The organism is Paraflavitalea speifideaquila (assembly GCF_032395985.1).
GTDB classification, from domain to species: Bacteria; Bacteroidota; Bacteroidia; order Chitinophagales; family Chitinophagaceae; genus Paraflavitalea; species Paraflavitalea speifideaquila.
This window is the reverse complement of sequence record NZ_CP135920.1, coordinates 2968214-2983335: the sequence shown is the minus strand read 5'-3', so window position 1 is coordinate 2983335 and position 15122 is coordinate 2968214. Positions and strand designations below refer to the sequence as shown.

20 protein-coding genes are annotated in these 15122 nt (G+C 46.0%); 12 read left to right on the top strand and 8 right to left on the bottom strand.

The features are described 5' to 3' along the window. Position 1: 1 nt before the first annotated feature. A complete protein-coding gene (locus RS881_RS20425; RefSeq protein WP_315822759.1) occupies positions 2–367 on the bottom strand; it encodes a DUF2200 domain-containing protein in 366 nt (121 codons plus the stop codon). 401 nt (positions 368–768) lie between these two features. Here RS881_RS20425 and RS881_RS20420 point away from each other — a divergent pair, with 401 nt between their 5' ends. Beyond that, entirely contained in the window at positions 769–1005 is a 237-nt protein-coding gene (locus RS881_RS20420; RefSeq protein WP_315822758.1) for a hypothetical protein, read from the top strand. A gap of 216 nt (positions 1006–1221) precedes the next feature. On the opposite strand, the gene RS881_RS20415 is transcribed toward RS881_RS20420, so the two are convergent. Continuing rightward, entirely contained in the window at positions 1222–1440 is a 219-nt protein-coding gene (locus tag RS881_RS20415; protein ID WP_315822757.1) for a hypothetical protein, read from the bottom strand. Positions 1441–1584: 144 nt separating this feature from the next. Here RS881_RS20415 and RS881_RS20410 point away from each other — a divergent pair, with 144 nt between their 5' ends. Next, positions 1585–1983 carry a carboxypeptidase-like regulatory domain-containing protein gene (locus RS881_RS20410; protein WP_315822756.1) on the top strand — a complete coding sequence of 133 codons (399 nt, stop codon included), beginning with the start codon at positions 1585–1587 and terminating at the stop codon, positions 1981–1983. A gap of 1884 nt (positions 1984–3867) precedes the next feature. Here the strand turns inward: RS881_RS20410 and RS881_RS59760 are convergent. Further along, the gene (locus RS881_RS59760; RefSeq protein WP_350340154.1) at positions 3868–4044 is read right to left on the bottom strand and encodes a nuclear transport factor 2 family protein; all 177 of its coding nucleotides are present in this window, start codon (positions 4042–4044) and stop codon (positions 3868–3870) included. Beyond that, positions 3990–4214, bottom strand: coding sequence for a nuclear transport factor 2 family protein (locus RS881_RS20405; RefSeq protein WP_315822755.1), 225 nt, complete (start codon positions 4212–4214; stop codon positions 3990–3992). The genes RS881_RS59760 and RS881_RS20405 overlap by 55 nt, the downstream gene beginning before the upstream one ends. A gap of 488 nt (positions 4215–4702) precedes the next feature. Here RS881_RS20405 and RS881_RS20400 point away from each other — a divergent pair, with 488 nt between their 5' ends. Beyond that, entirely contained in the window at positions 4703–5269 is a 567-nt protein-coding gene (locus tag RS881_RS20400) for a hypothetical protein (RefSeq protein WP_315822754.1), read from the top strand. A 47-nt stretch (positions 5270–5316) separates the two neighbouring features. Here RS881_RS20400 and RS881_RS20395 read toward each other — a convergent pair whose 3' ends face one another. From RS881_RS20395 to RS881_RS20380, 4 genes are all read right to left on the bottom strand, one after another. Then, positions 5317–6882: a hypothetical protein gene (locus tag RS881_RS20395; RefSeq protein ID WP_315822753.1), complete on the bottom strand. Its 1566-nt coding sequence runs from the start codon at positions 6880–6882 to the stop codon at positions 5317–5319. Next, the gene (locus tag RS881_RS20390; protein ID WP_315822752.1) at positions 6879–7322 is read right to left on the bottom strand and encodes an ATP-binding protein; all 444 of its coding nucleotides are present in this window, start codon (positions 7320–7322) and stop codon (positions 6879–6881) included. Before RS881_RS20390 ends, RS881_RS20395 begins: the two co-directional genes overlap by 4 nt. 216 nt (positions 7323–7538) lie before the next feature. Beyond that, entirely contained in the window at positions 7539–7802 is a 264-nt protein-coding gene (locus RS881_RS20385) for a DUF4159 domain-containing protein (RefSeq protein ID WP_315824555.1), read from the bottom strand. Positions 7803–7888: 86 nt separating this feature from the next. Beyond that, on the bottom strand, positions 7889–8167 hold the full coding sequence (locus RS881_RS20380) for a DUF4159 domain-containing protein (protein WP_315822751.1): 279 nt from the start codon (positions 8165–8167) through the stop codon (positions 7889–7891). Positions 8168–8358: 191 nt separating this feature from the next. Here RS881_RS20380 and RS881_RS20375 point away from each other — a divergent pair, with 191 nt between their 5' ends. From RS881_RS20375 to RS881_RS20335, 9 genes are all read left to right on the top strand, one after another. Further along, entirely contained in the window at positions 8359–9384 is a 1026-nt protein-coding gene (locus tag RS881_RS20375) for an AAA family ATPase (protein ID WP_315824554.1), read from the top strand. A gap of 83 nt (positions 9385–9467) precedes the next feature. After that, positions 9468–10313, top strand: a complete 846-nt coding sequence (locus RS881_RS20370; protein ID WP_315822750.1) for a DUF58 domain-containing protein — start codon at positions 9468–9470, stop codon at positions 10311–10313. An 86-nt stretch (positions 10314–10399) separates the two neighbouring features. Next, positions 10400–11206 (top strand): BatA domain-containing protein, encoded by an 807-nt coding sequence (locus RS881_RS20365; RefSeq protein WP_315822749.1) that lies wholly within the window; start codon positions 10400–10402, stop codon positions 11204–11206. Positions 11207–11365: 159 nt separating this feature from the next. After that, positions 11366–12280: a hypothetical protein gene (locus RS881_RS20360; RefSeq protein ID WP_315822748.1), complete on the top strand. Its 915-nt coding sequence runs from the start codon at positions 11366–11368 to the stop codon at positions 12278–12280. A gap of 347 nt (positions 12281–12627) precedes the next feature. Further along, the gene (locus RS881_RS20355) at positions 12628–13365 is read left to right on the top strand and encodes a DUF4175 family protein (protein ID WP_315822747.1); all 738 of its coding nucleotides are present in this window, start codon (positions 12628–12630) and stop codon (positions 13363–13365) included. Next, complete coding sequence (locus tag RS881_RS20350; RefSeq protein ID WP_315822746.1) at positions 13353–13637, top strand: hypothetical protein; 285 nt, start codon at positions 13353–13355, stop codon at positions 13635–13637. The genes RS881_RS20355 and RS881_RS20350 overlap by 13 nt, the downstream gene beginning before the upstream one ends. After that, positions 13634–13864 (top strand): hypothetical protein, encoded by a 231-nt coding sequence (locus RS881_RS20345; RefSeq protein ID WP_315822745.1) that lies wholly within the window; start codon positions 13634–13636, stop codon positions 13862–13864. The genes RS881_RS20350 and RS881_RS20345 overlap by 4 nt, the downstream gene beginning before the upstream one ends. After that, on the top strand, positions 13818–14033 hold the full coding sequence (locus RS881_RS20340; protein WP_315822744.1) for a hypothetical protein: 216 nt from the start codon (positions 13818–13820) through the stop codon (positions 14031–14033). Before RS881_RS20345 ends, RS881_RS20340 begins: the two co-directional genes overlap by 47 nt. Next, a complete protein-coding gene (locus tag RS881_RS20335) occupies positions 14033–15118 on the top strand; it encodes a hypothetical protein (RefSeq protein ID WP_315822743.1) in 1086 nt (361 codons plus the stop codon). The genes RS881_RS20340 and RS881_RS20335 overlap by 1 nt, the downstream gene beginning before the upstream one ends. Positions 15119–15122: the final 4 nt, after the last annotated feature.

Genomic DNA, 15122 nt, shown 5'->3' with positions numbered 1-15122 from the left:
GCTATGCGCCACGCAGTATCTTCTCCATCTTCCTGCCTTTGGCCAACTCGTCTACCAGCTTATCCAAATACCTGGCCTGTTGTACCAAAGGGTCCTCAATTTCCTCCACACGATACCCACAGATCACGCCTGTAATGAGGTGGGCGTTGGGGTTCAGTGTAGCACGTTGAAAGAATGTTTCAAAAGTTACTTTCTCCTTGATGAGCTGCTGTAACTGCTTATTATCAAATGCTGTTAACCATGTTATGACCTGGTTTAATTCCTCCTTTGTCCTGCCTTTCTTCTCCACTTTTGCCAAGTACAAGGGATAGACCGAAGCAAAGATCATTTTAGGAATACGGTGGTCCTGGTTGTTGGCTTTGTTCATACCTCCTGTTTTAAGGTTAATAACTCAAATTATTTTACCCCGCGAAAGCCCGATAAACGAACGCTTTTCATCGTGCAAGGCAATTTCTATGGCTTCAAATATACCCACTTCGCTATATTAATATCCATTTGGACAATTAATATTGGCTTATAAGGGCCTTATCAGCTTTTTAAGCAATTAAGTTACTACTGCCCCCAAAAACCATTCAACATTTGCGCAGCCCTCCGGCATTCCGGATTTACTCGATTTTTACGAACTTAGCAGTGGATAATCGTTTTCAGACCTATTTGATACAGATTATCTCTTCCCGTACAGTAATATAAGCACAAAGTAAAAAACAACACGATGAAAAAAGTAACAGGCATCGGCGGCATTTTTTCAAATGCAAAGACCCCAACAAAATGAATGAGTGGTACCAAAAACACCTGGGTTTAAACACCGGCCAATACGGGGCATCATTTGAGTGGTATGAAGATGCAGCAGGTAAAAAGAAAGGGCTTACCCAATGGTCAGCTTTTCCTGAAACAACAAAATATTTTGAACCAGCAACGCAAGACTTTATGATCAATTACAGGGTTGACAACCTGGAAGGATTGGTGGAGGAATTAAAAAAAAGAAGGGGTAACGATTGTAGATAATATCGAATCGTATGACTATGGCAAATTTGTACATATTCTCGATGCCGAAGGAAACAAAATTGAATTGTGGGAGCCCCCTGCTGAGTAGGCCACCTGCCACCGGAATTACATTCACCACCGCGGGCTCCATGCATCCCCCAAAAACAAAGAGGATGTATAGTTTCATTGAGTAATGACGGTTTTGATATATACCGTTTAATACCGGACCCGGATGGATCATGGAATAAAATCTTCCTCCAATACCAGCGCCTCATACTGCAACTGCTGGCAGACCAGCCACTTTTTCCTTCCATAAGATACTACCAGGAACACACCAGCCGGAATGACCGCCACCCAATAGAAAACGTGGTTAAAAATACCAGCCAGTACAGCAGCCAATACACCGGCACTTATATACAAAGGCGGATGAAACAGGTAGGACAGCCTTACCCGCATAGCTTACCTGCGCGATGAATTCATAGCATAATAATTTAATTGCATCGGCAGGGATTCCATAACTGTTAAAATTATTTGGAATACCGGACAGGGATATTGTATTTTTGTCCACAAATTTAGTGGACTATAAGTAAGCCAACAAATATGTTTCTTAAATACCTTACCACATTCATACTGGCATTCCTATTGCTGCAACCAGTTTGGTCGCAATCAGCAAGCCGTACCATCACGGGCACCGTCACTTCTGATGAAGATACGAATCCACTCGAAGGGGTATTGGTATCCGTCAAAGGCAGCAACATGGTATCGGGGTCGCAAGCCGATGGTGTTTATTATATTCCCGTCACAACAAAGGATTCTGTTTTGGTATTCAGCCACAGCGAGTTCCAAACCAGGGAAGTAAAATTGACAGGAGCCAGTGAATACAATATTGTATTGCATAAAAAAAGGAACCGTCCACTAGCGGTTTATCCTTCCGTTCCCTTCCTTACTGCATGCGCCAATCAGGAGCAGCTTCATTTATTTATTTTGAACAGCCTTTAGGTTTTAAAGAAGTCCTTTGGTCAGGCAGCCGAAAACAGCCTCGGGCGACGAGCAAGGAGCTGTTGAGCCACGTGCCTTTTGCTTCAAAAAAGTTTTCTGCCCTTCGGCAGGACGTAGCCTGATAACGACCACCGGATCAAAGAACTTTGTGAAACGGTTGCCCGCGGTGCAACCTATCTACATCCACTGTTGCCCTGGGTGGGAGGCGCCAGCTTCCCTGCCACTTTGTGCAAAAATGGGCTGTTTTTGTGTTTAGTGCTATTAGCATACTCTATCTATAGGGAAGGTATACTGAAGGTATACTGAAGCTATAGAGAAGCTATACTGAAGGGGTACTGATTACTGATTATTGATTATTCTGAGCTTTGTATATGCTTTACTGTTGTCTTCTGTGCTTTGCTTCTGGTCCTTATCCTTTCCTTTCTTTTCTTTTTCAGTAACACTGCAGGGCAAACGTACGACACTGGATAGGCCATTTCCAAATGTGTTTTTGTCGTTTCGGCTATTTTATGTCGAAAGCGCTATAAATCGACGTAATTGACGTCGATTTATAGCCGAAACGACATAAACCGGCAATGGGGTATTGGAAACGGGTATCTGACTGTCGTATGTTTGTAATCGAAGAATGAATCGCAGATAGAATCGCTGATTAATGGATTAAAGTGATTTCGCGGATTATGAACTTTTGCTTCGCTGGATGTCTTTTGAGGGGTTTGGCGGAGTATCAATAAAGAAGCTGATCGACTGTGTGGACGGGGCCCCTAAGCACGGTTGATGTACGAGGAGTGTTGTGCAACACTTGGGAATACCAGCTTGGAGCGACGAGCTACGAGCTGTGAGCCTTAGGAGTCAGCAGTCAGGTTTTAGGTTTCAGCCTTGGCTTTTAGCGGCCAGGTTGGGCTATTAGCGGTTGGGTTTTAGCAGTTAGCCCGAAGGTTTCGCTATTAACAGTTTGTTGATGGCTACCGGTTGAGGGCTATTGCCACTGGTTTTCATTTTGCTGCTGTGATCTATAAAAAGCCCCGGTGAGCCAGCCGCCAGGGCTCGACGGCACAAGTACGCCTGGCACAGTTACCGGGCTGCAAACTTGCGCCAGGAACAGCAGAATGGAAGACAGGTTTTGGCCGGGAATATAAACCGAAAGGTTTTAACTGTTAGGGTCTAATGGTTATGTAGTTTATTTTCTAACGTTTAAATGTATCATTGAATATACAGGAGATGATCTCCTGTAATGGTCTAGTATTTTTATGAAGCGGCCCCGTTCGTAAGAGCGGGGCCATTTTTTTATCGCTGATTGAATCGCTGATTGAAGGATTATATGGATTTCTCGGATATGTGTTGGCACGTAGGTGCGCCAGGGGCTAAGAGGTGACGCCTTTTCGTTTTCGGGGTAAGAGAAAGGTGTCACCTCTTTCCTGATGAAGGTGAGCCGCTCTACAACGCTGCATTTGCCAGTCTGCAGAGCGACCCACCTTTCGCCAGGGGCAAACAAATAAAATTTGGATGACAGTTCCTTGCGCCAGGGGCTAAGAGGTGACACCTTTTCGTTTTCGTGGTAAGGGAAAGGTGTCACCTCTTTCCTGATGAAGGTGAGCCGCTCTACAACGCTGCATTTGCCAGTCTGCAGAGCGACCCACCTTTCGCCAGGGGCAAACAAATAAAATTTGGATGACAGTTCCTTGCGCCAGGGGCTAAGAGGTGACGCCTTTTCGTTTTCGTGGTAAGGGGAAGGTGTCACCTCTTTCCTGATGAAGGTGAGCCATTCTCCAACGCTGCATTCGCCGAGCGACAGAGCGACCCATCATTGTACCTTGCACCAGCCGAAATAAATTAGGATGATAATTCCCTGCGTCACTCCCTGGAGCTGCTTTTAACACCCGCTAATTACTTTTTGGTAATGATATAAGAAGTCATGTTTTTGATCAATCCCTTGTTCAATTCATATACATCACAATAGTACATATCAAATACTTTCCCGTCATTGCCTTTACAGGTTACCTCACCATTTACGGCGACCTGATCGCCGTCAACAATAATATGCTCTTTGGTTGAGGAAACCATTTCCATTCCTTGCATGGCAACAAAAAAGCACGCATCTCATCCTTACCTGAAACTACCTGATCGCCCACCATATTCCAGGTTACATCTTCGGCCAGGTGATGAAGAATTGTTTCCGGTTGGTTATTATCGAATGCTGCAATTACTTCCTGTATGATCTGTCTGTTGTCCATAACTGAATTTTTAGTGTGTATTTGTTCAACACAAACTTATGAACAACAACCTGCTTGAAGGGAGTGCGGAATTGACAATTTCCGGGGCTAATGCGACATATACCCCATCCACTCCCAAAGATTACCCCACCTTGCCCAGTTCCCAACCTACCACCTCCCCGTCTCCCGGCCCTTCTGCCTCCCCCGTCTTTCGCTCTTTTCCAACTTACGGACTTTAAGTCTTTCCTGTCTCCCTGTCTTCCTTACCTTCTGAATCCGCGAAATCAGTAAGATCTTATAATCAGTAATCCCGGACATTTCGGCCATCAACGGTCATAAATTTGGAACAGCTTATGATAAACAGTAGGTTTGTCCTGTTACGCATAAATGACAAAAGGACGGACAGGTGTAAGTAATGAGCGGGTTTGACAGGAATAAACCCAATTATTTCATCTTATCACCTGATCAACTTTCGGATCTTCCGGACTTCTCTTTAAAACGACATACCTATGGATCAATTTTTCCATATCCGGATGCTCATGAGCATTATTGTCAGCCTAAGTATTGCTACTTTATTGAAAGGAGTAGCCCGGCTCATAGAACATCCAACCAGGGTAAAATTGTATTGGGTACACCTTGCCTGGGTGGCCTATGTATTTCTTTCTCTCGTCGATTTTTGGTGGTGGGAGATCAGGCTCAAAGGGATCAAGGAATGGAACTTTCAAACGTACCTGTTCATCATTTGTTATATCGTAGTCTTTTACATTACCTGCTCCCTGCTCTTCCCCGACGACATGAAAGAGTACGATGGATACAAAGAATATTACTATTCCAGGAAGAACTGGCTTTTCTCCTTTCTCGGCATTTCATTTCTATTCGACATTGGTGATACGCTATTAAAAGGTGCTGATTATTACCAATCGCTGGGCACGGAATACCTGGTCAGGATATCAATCCATGTACTACTTTGCGTGGTAGCCATCCGCTCCCGAAATGAAAAAGTACATGCTGCCCTGGTGATCTTCTTCCTGCTGTATAACCTGTTTTGGTTTATCAGGAAATACCAGGTATTATAAAGTGAAGCTGGCAAAAGTCAGGGATTGGGCAATACCTATTACAAGGGCTAAACAAGCTGCCGCTGAATAGCTGCACTATTACCCGTAGCCGACTTCAATACCTCACCGGCTGATTCATGCACCTCATTCAATAACTTCCTTTCCAACTGCAATTTATCATTCAGGAACTTGTGTTTCATTTCAAAGTCATTGATGAGCTCACTCCATTTTCTGACATAGATCTTATACTGCCCCGACTTAAAAGCCAAGGACCTTTCGCCATGTGGTTTGGCATTGTCCAATGCCGCCTCTATCTCTCCCCTGCTGTTAAAGTCTGTGCCAACGAGATAAAACTCCCAACTCATATTATTGCCATTGAACTGTGGCTCATGCATGATCACGTTCATGTATTTTTTCACTTGTGTAAGTTCGTTTTCGCCCAGTTTCAAAGCAGGGTGTTTCAACTCCACCACGATATTCCTGATCTCATTGGTCAATATATCCTGGCGGCAAAGGAAAATATCCATCTCCCGGTACTTATCTTCATGGTCAATAGGCGTTACTGTATTCCCGCCACGCAACAGATGAACATGCCGCCGCAGTGCCTCGTCAAATTTAGGTTCGGCCGCCGTCACCAGGTGATATTGTTCCCCAAAGATCCAGTAATGCGCCTCTACCAACTTTTGTAAATGATCGCGTTCATTGGCTTTTAGCTCCTTCCGAACAATCAGGTCACGCAGCTGGTCAATTGTTTTATACCGGTCTTCAATGAGCCTGATGGTATGATTTACATGGGCAAGCCGGGTTACTTTGATAAGATCGGCCATTTGTTTCCTTTCATCATAAGAAAGTTCTATAACGCCATCGAGGATATCAAACAACTTATCGCGCTCGAGGCTGTCCAACAACAGGTTCAACAAACGCACAAAGGTTTTCTTCTGCTCTATATTGAGGTTCAGGAAAATCTTCGGCTGTATTTCGTAGAGGTTTCGTACCAGGCTTTCCAGCTCTATTTTCCGGTGTACATCCCAGGGATTGTCACTGAATACAGGGAAGATCCGGTCCTCTTCATATTGATTGATCAGGATATCAGTATACATTTTAAGATAAGGTTTGCGTTTGTCGAGCAAATAAGAAGACAGCCATTTGTGTAGAAACCGGAAAACCGGATCGATGCGCGTGCCACCTAATAATGTCAGTTGCGGATCGGCAGCATTGCTTTTGAACCTGAACTGGTCAAAATAAGTGCTCTTGATATAAACGCTGTGGTAAAAATGATCTCCCTTATTGTTGAGTGAGGTAAACTCTTTATACCGTTCTACGTGATCAGATCCCATGTAATAGTATTTGGAAAACTCTTTATTGATCTTCGCATTCCAACGCACATAGCTCACTTCAAATTCCTGACCGCTATCGGCATGGTTTACCATAAAGTGGTGTGTATCGCCAATGATGGTGGAATAATCCAGGGCCTTTCCATTGATCAATAAAGCATACTCATTGTTTTTATTAAGCTCCAGGTACCAGCCAAATTCCAGGCAAAGGAAATCCATTAACTCTTCTTCCAGTTTGGCATCTGTGATCTCCGGCAGGATATTGTAGAAGGTGACAATAGTACCCGTTGGCTTTCTCACACCCCGTACACCTGAATCGGGGCTCGTATATTTATTGATGGATTCAAACTTGATATTGATAAAATACTCGTAGTGCTTTCTTTTTCTTCATACACGGTATGCCAGATGGCTTCTGAAGCAAACTTGAAAAAGGTGAGGCGGCCTACCCCATTTTTGCCATGGACCGCCGACGTGTTTTTGGGTGATTCTATTTCAATGGCTTTCTGCGAATCAAAGAAGGGCGAAAACTTATCGGCCAGTTGCGTCCGGTTAATGCCATACCCATTGTCAATAATGGCTATCCTGGATACAAAGCCCAACTCATTCGCCTCATAATTGAATTGGACGGTAGTAGCCTTTGCATCAAATCCATTCCAGATATACTCGGCAATTGCCTGTTTAAAATCAAACTTGCTAAGTACTTTCTGGATACCTTTTCCTGTAATCTCAATATTTGCCATTGGTTGCCGCTTAGAAATGTTAATTTATTTAGCTAAAATACGGCTATAATGCTAAATAAATTAGCATTCTACTGCATTATTATCCACAGATGTGGCAGCAACATCGCATCCTGTTGTCGTATACATTCATTTTGAGCCTGGTAGGGATCGCAGATTTCGCGGATATGGGCGGATGGCCTGGTTTGGTACTGATAAGTGGTATTATTTGTTTGATTATCAAACATTCATGGCGTAGAAGATGATATTCAGGCCAAATTTGGTATTGTCTTCCGCCATAAACCGTTTATTGCGGAAATCGTAATCCCATTCGCAGCCATAATCTTTATTACTGTACAATACTGCAATACGGCCGTTGATCTCAATGGCTTTGAGGTAATCATGTACCAGGTCATCACCCCAGCCATTCAATTCAAAAGAAGTGGGAGGAGGTCCCTTTTCAAAAGTGAAGAAGGAGCGGTATAGCTCGTGTGTGGAAGGTATTTTTTTTCAGTGCATGGGCCCCAAAGGTAGCGCCCATCTGTGCTTCAAAGGATTTGGCAAACAAACCATCAATATCGTGGTTACAATCATCTACAAATACAAAGCCCCCATTCTCCACATATTTTTTTGAAATTGGCCTGCTCCCTGCCATTGAACTGCACCAGCTTATGACCACTGAGGTAGCAGAAGGGGGCGGAGAAGATGTCCTCACTGCCCAATTCAATGATCCGCTCCTGCGGATTTACAGGAATGGTAGTGTATTCGACCAATGAGTTCAATAAATTTGAAGGCATGCGCTGGTCGGTATCCCAGTCGCCGGAACGATAGCTCAATCGTGAAAAGATAAATTTATTGCCCTGATTCATAGAAAACCTGATTACGCCTGAATAGTTGTTCCGGATAAAATTTAAACTACATTAAAATGCTGATTTTTTTCATAAGGGGCAAAAGAAATCAATCATTATGACGTCAAAAGCCCGAACTTCCGTCGCTACCAGAAAAATAGTTCAATAGGCTATTAAAAACCTTACTGTCAACATTGCTTTCCTAGAAACTAATTTTAACCAAAACTACTATTGACGTTGGTATTAACAGAAACAACAATCAGCGAACTGCTGAAAAAGGTATCCCTACTGAAAAAGAGATCCAGAAAGTAATTGTTGGGCAGGATGAAGTACTGGAAGAATTACTGGTAGCCTTACTGGCCGGTGGTCATTGTTTGCTTGAAGGGGTACCCGGCCTGGCCAAAACCCTCATGGTACGTACCCTCTCACAGGCAGTACACCTTAGTTTCCGGCGTATCCAGTTTACCCCCGATCTCATGCCTTCGGATATCATTGGCACAGAAATATTGGAAGAAGACCTGGTGACGGGTAAAAGGATGTTCACCTTCACGAAGGGGCCTATATTTGCGAATATCCTCCTGGCGGATGAGATCAACCGCACACCGCCCAAAACACAGTCGGCGCTATTGGAAGCCATGCAGGAGTTTGAAGTAACCTATGCCGGCAAAACCTATCACCTGGATCGCCCCTTCTTTATATTGGCCACCCAAAATCCGATAGAACAGGCTGGGACCTATCCGCTGCCCGAAGCCCAGCTCGATCGCTTTTTATTGTATGTAAAGATCGGCTACCCTTCAGAGCAGGAAGAAATTCAAATACTCAGCAATACGACGGGTATTCGCAAAAATAAGGTAGAAGCCATAGTAAGCGGCGAGGAGATCATGCAGCTACAAGGCCTGGTAAGGGAAGTAACGATCAATGATGACCTCACGGGCTGGGCCGGCAAACTGGTGCGGGCCACGCGCCCCAATAGCACTACCGCCAGCTATGTAAAGGAATGGGTACGCTGGGGTGCAGGACCAAGGGCCGGACAGGCATTGATACTGACCGCCAAAGCCAGGGCGCTGCTTCATGGCCGCTATGCGGTGACGGAAGCCGACATTCAAACGATGGCCTATCCCGTACTGCGGCACCGTATACTAATGAATTTTAAAGCGGATGCTGAACAGATCAGCCCGGATATGGTTACAGCCAACTTATTAAAAGTAATTGAAAGGCCGGTGAGTGGTAAGTGGTGAGTAGGGCGTTAGGTTCGTTTCAATTTGTGTCATTCGTGTAATTCGTGTTCCATTAATTCGTGTTCTTAGACCCTCACATATTATTGTCACTGAGAAATCTGTCGCTGGCGGCCAAAACGACCATTGATGGTTTTATGACGGGCGCCAACAAAAGCTCGATCAAGGGCAGTGGTATGGAGTTCAGTCAATATCGGAGTTATATGCCCGGCGATGACCTGCGCTGGATGGATTGGAAAATGTATGGGCGCAGTGACCGCTATTATATCCGCGAATCGGAATCGGAAACCAATATCAGTGTACGGTTGCTGGTAGATGCCAGCGCTTCCATGGATCACCGGGATGGGGCCTATACAAAAATGGAATACGCCCGGTACCTGGCAGCCTGCCTGGCCTACCTGGCCAATAGGCAGGGTGATGCGATCGGATTGTATGGCCTGCGCGAAGATGGCATCTTCACGCTGGCGGCACGCCAGGGATTTCAACACCTTAACCGTCTCTTTTATCAGCTCGAACAAACGGGCCCCGCCGGAAAATTCACGCAGCCTGTTCATTACAAAGATATCTATGCAGGCGGGCGCAGCAGGGAATTACTGATTTTCATAACTGATATGTACCAACAGGAGGATGAAATATACAAACTGCTGGACCTCCTGGGTGCCCTGCATCATGAGATCATCGTACTGCACCTGATGGGCCGCAATGAAATGGAACTGGATTATGCAGGCTATAGCACTTTGGAAGACCTGGAAACAGGAGCCACCATCCAGGTAGATGCCGAAGCCATCAAACAACCTTACCAGGAAACGCTGAACAATTATTTAAGCAATATCAAAAAAGAATTGCTCGGTCGCCATATAGATTATCGACTCATGATCACCGATGAACCGGTGGATCAGGCATTGAGGGAGTATTTGCGATTACGGAAGTAGGAAGAGAATACAGAAGACAGGAGACAGGAGAAAGGAGAAAGAAAACAGAAAACAGAACACAGAATTTAGAATACAGCATTTAGGCATTGTTACAATTATTAAACCCCATAGCATTAGTAGCAGCCACAGCGGTCATTATACCGGTGCTGGTACACTTATGGAATGTACGCAAGGGTAAAACCTTGCGTGTAGGCAGCACGGCTTTATTATCGGCCAGTGCACGCAAGCGCGCCACTTCTTTCCGCATCAATAACTGGCCTTTATTCCTATTGCGTTGTTTAGTGGTGCTGTTGGCCGCCTTCCTATTGGCAAAGCCCGTATGGATGGATCGCCCCAGGGCAGCGAAACAAGCCGGGTGGGTACTTATCCCCCAACACCAATTAGGTATAGCCTATGCACAATATGGTACAGCCATCGACTCCCTATTGCTTGCCGGTTTGGAATTGCACAACCTATCTCCCAACTTTGAAAAGATACAATTAAAAGATACAGCAGGTAACGCAACCCCAACAGATACAAACAGCCATAGCAGCTTATCTACCTGGTCGCTGTTAAAAGTGTTGGATGCCCAACTCCCTGCCGGATTTCCTCTCCACTTGTTTGTAAACAATCGCTTGTCATCTTACCAGGGCGCCAGGCCCTCTACCCGCCTGGCCCTTCATTGGAACAGTTTTAGCTCCGGCGATAGTCTGCAACGCTCGCCTTCTTTTTCCTGGGTAGCTGATAAAGGAACCATCAGGAGCATGGAGGGGGTGAGTACGCCTGCCGGAAATTATTTTATCCAACACAACAATGCAGTCAGCTTTGCAAGGGGGCAGATACCTCCATCATCCGCATTGCGCTCTATGCGGGCAAGCACCTGGCAGATGCCCAATATATTGAAGCAGCCATAGCGGCCATCCGTGAATTTACCGGCAGAAGGATCAACCTGCAATCATTGACCGCAGGAGAATATCCCCCGACCGAACAACACCTTATTTTCCTATTGATGAATCAAAGGCCCTCGGACAAGACCAGTCAAAACCAGGCTTTCCAAAAACCTGTTATCCCTATTGACCACCGATGGCATCCTGTTCCAATACGATACGGGCAACGCCGTAACTCTCGCTTCCTGGCAACAGGAAGGCGCCCTAGTAACAGGCGAAACTGTACACGATAAAGTTTATCAATACATTCCGGGCAAAACCAATGGCATTCCCGTATGGACTCTTGCCAATGGCCAGGCATTACTTACGGTGACGGAACAGGACAATAAACTGGTTTATCGCTATAAAGGCCGGTTCAATCCCTCCTGGGGTGATATGGTATGGGAAAGCGGTTTTGTAAAAACCATCTTACCCCTGGTGATTCCGGCTTTGAGCCGTTTGAACTCCGAAGACCTGCGAATCATCAGTGATGAACAGGTAATACCACCACTGGACCTGGAGAATGATAAGGATACAAATGATGGTAACTGGCAAGCTGAACGGCAAGGCTGGCTTCGCCACAATGCCCAAGACCTTACCACCCTGTTTTGGGTACTGCTTTTCATCATCCTGTTAATAGAACGCATTTATACTTATGGGCTACAACGCATAAAAATGCCTGATCAAAAGAGTCAACATATCATTCATGCACTGGCGGGTAAGTGGAGCAGAAATAACCTATGGGCCTCCCTGCTGAATGCGATGGCATTGGGGCTGGTTCTGGCAGCATTGGCATTTTTTATTTTTCACTTACCTGTGTGGGCTGTAATAACCACCGGTGCACTGGCCACTGTATTGTTCTATTGGCTCAGGCGATCGAAGCCCCTCACACCCGTCGAACTGTCCAGTTTCCTCAACCGGTCCTATCCAGCGCTGGAGGAGAGCACTCAGTTATTGTTGATTCCCGAACAATCTCTGAGCCTGTTGCAAAAGATGCAAGTGCAAAAATATCACCCTCCCTGGCAGGCATGCCCGAGCCGCCAGCCATGCGCAAGCCATTAAAAAAGCATTCCTATTGTTAGGCTCATCGCTAGCCGCTACTGTATTGATCGCGCTGCTGGCATCCCTGCTAGCAGCCAACAGCAGTTACAACAAGCCCAACACTCAGGCAGCAACCACTCATCCACCCGAACAAATCTTACCGGGGATTGCATCCTTCGGGATACAGGTTACTCCACCGGCGTATACCAATAATAAAAGCAGGCAACAACAACAGTTTTCTCTCAAAATAGAAGAAGGCAGTACGGTACAATGGGAAATACGGACCAATCAAAAGTACAGCAACTACAATTCATTTTCAATAGCCAGGATACGCTTGCCTTTGTACCCGTATCCGACGACAGTACGCATTGGACGTTGCAAAAAACATACAAGAAGCAGGTTTTTACCAGCTGAGCCTGGCCGGCCATGCTTCTCAACTGTATACGCTTGAAGTGATTCCCGACCTGCCGGTCAACATCAGCATCATCACGCCACAACAATACACAACCATCGATCCCGGTGGTGCAGCTTTATCCCGTCTTTCGGTTCAACTAACAGACGACTATGGGATTCATAACGCAGGTATTGTAGCTACCCAGGCCAGCGGCAAGGGTGAAAGTGTGAGTTTCAAAGAACAACAACTGTCCTTTCCTGTCAGCTATAACGGTCAGCAGCAAATGACTCTCAACAAAGTATTGGACCTGCATGGGCTGGGCCTCCATGCCGGTGATGAATTATACTTCTATATAAAAGCATGGGACAACCACGGACAAGAAAGCCGATCTGACATGTATTTCATTTCCTTACCCGATACAGCCGAACTGCTGAGCATGTCGGGCATGGAATCGGGCATCAACCAGGTACCTGAATATTTCCGAAGCCAACGGCAAATCATTATTGATATAGAGAAGTTATTACAGCAACAAGCCAGTATTCCGCTGGATACCTTCCACCTGCGCAGCAATGTATTGGGCGATGATCAGAAACTGCTGCGCCTGCGTTATGGCAAATTTGTGGGGAAGAATGGGAAAGCGGTGGGCATAGTCCCGATGATGGGCATGACCACGGTCAGGAGGAGGATCATGAGGAAAAGGTGGTTCCCATAGGGGATATCAAAGCGCTGGAAGACCAGTATGCGCATAAGCACGACAATGCAGAAGATGCTACTTACCTGGAACCAGCGCAAAAGGCACAACTGAAAACGATCCTCACGGAAATGTGGAGCAGTGAATTAAAGCTCCGCACTTATTACCCGCGCGAAGCGCTGCCCTATGCTTATAAAGCGTTGCGCCTGCTCAAAGACATGCAGCAAAAATCAAGGGCCTATGTAAGTAAAACATCTATTAAGATGCCGCCCTTAAAACCTGAAAAAGGTTGACGGGCGATTTGGATAAAATAGGTGATGCCAACAACAAGAAAAACAACGGAAGTGATAAGCAACCGGAAATACGCTTACAGCAAGTCATGGGTGTACTGGAACAACTAAAACAAGAAGCTGGCATTACAGCTCAACAAATGCTTTTGCTGATCGAAGCAGAAAAAGATTGGCGCCAGGGCGGTGAAAGCACCGGCCGACTACCTGGCTGCTTTGAATGGCATCCGTAAAATAACAAACCAACCCGGTAAAGCAAGCAAAGCAACGATCCTCCAGGTACAAGCAGCGCTGCAAAAGATGCTGAAAGAAGGCGCACTACTGCCCCAAAAAGAAACCAGTACGGATGATAATGAGCTGGCTGATCATTACTTTAACGAATTAAACAAAAGCAGGCGCTGATGAGAATAGAAACAGGCATCCTCATCGCTTCCCTGCTGCTGGTATCTGTACTGGTATGGAAAGAAATCAGCAGACCTGCCAGGGCGCACCTAGCGCTTCGTATCATAGCGAGTATATTGGCGGTGACAGGCATGGCCTTCCTGGCAATACCCATTACTTATACGGTTACTACGCCCTCCAATAACAACAACAAGGCCATCCTGCTTACACCAGGTTATCCCAAAGACAGCCTGCATAATAAAGGAGGTGAGCAGTTATACACGACCCACCCTTGGCTGGTTGCCAGTCATATTACTTATCTGCCCGACCTGGGCTGGTTCCTGGCCCAACATCCGGAAATCAATGCATTGGAAGTATGGGGATATGGGCTGACAGAAGAAGAACTAGCTGTTGTATCCACGCAGGGTATTGCTTTGCAGTATCATGCACGGGCTACACCCACCGGATTCACGGCAGCAGGCTGGCCCCGGCAGTTAAAACAGGGTCAATGGCTGGATGTACAAGGTGCTTACCAACCCGCCAACAAGGATACGGTAAAAATTGTACTAACTGGTTTGGGAGCCCGGTTTGATTCTGTTACGATTGGCCCAAACGCCACAGGCTATTTTAACCTGCGCTGCCAACCCAAGCACCAAGGCAATACGCTATATGAACTGGAAGTCATTAGCCCGGGCAAAACCATTGCCCGCGAAAAACTCCCGGTACATATAGCACCTGCCCATCCGCTACGGGTATTACTGTTAGCCGCCTCCCCGGATTTTGACAATAAATTCCTCCTTACCTGGTTGTACGAAAACCAGTACCCAGTAGCTATCCGCAATACGATCAGCAAAAACAAGTACAGCCGCCAATTCCTGAATAGGGATGGCCTTCGCATACAAGATATGAGCACCGGCCTGTTGGAGCAATTTGATGTAGTGATCATGGACGATCAACAACTCACCACGCTGACCACCGCAGAAAAAAACACCCTGCGGTCGCAAATACAAAAAGGGCTGGGGCTGATCCTGCAAACCGATAGCGCCCATTCCTTTCGTCAATTATCTACGGAACTACAGGTAAAAAACAAGCTGCCTCACCCGTAGGCCC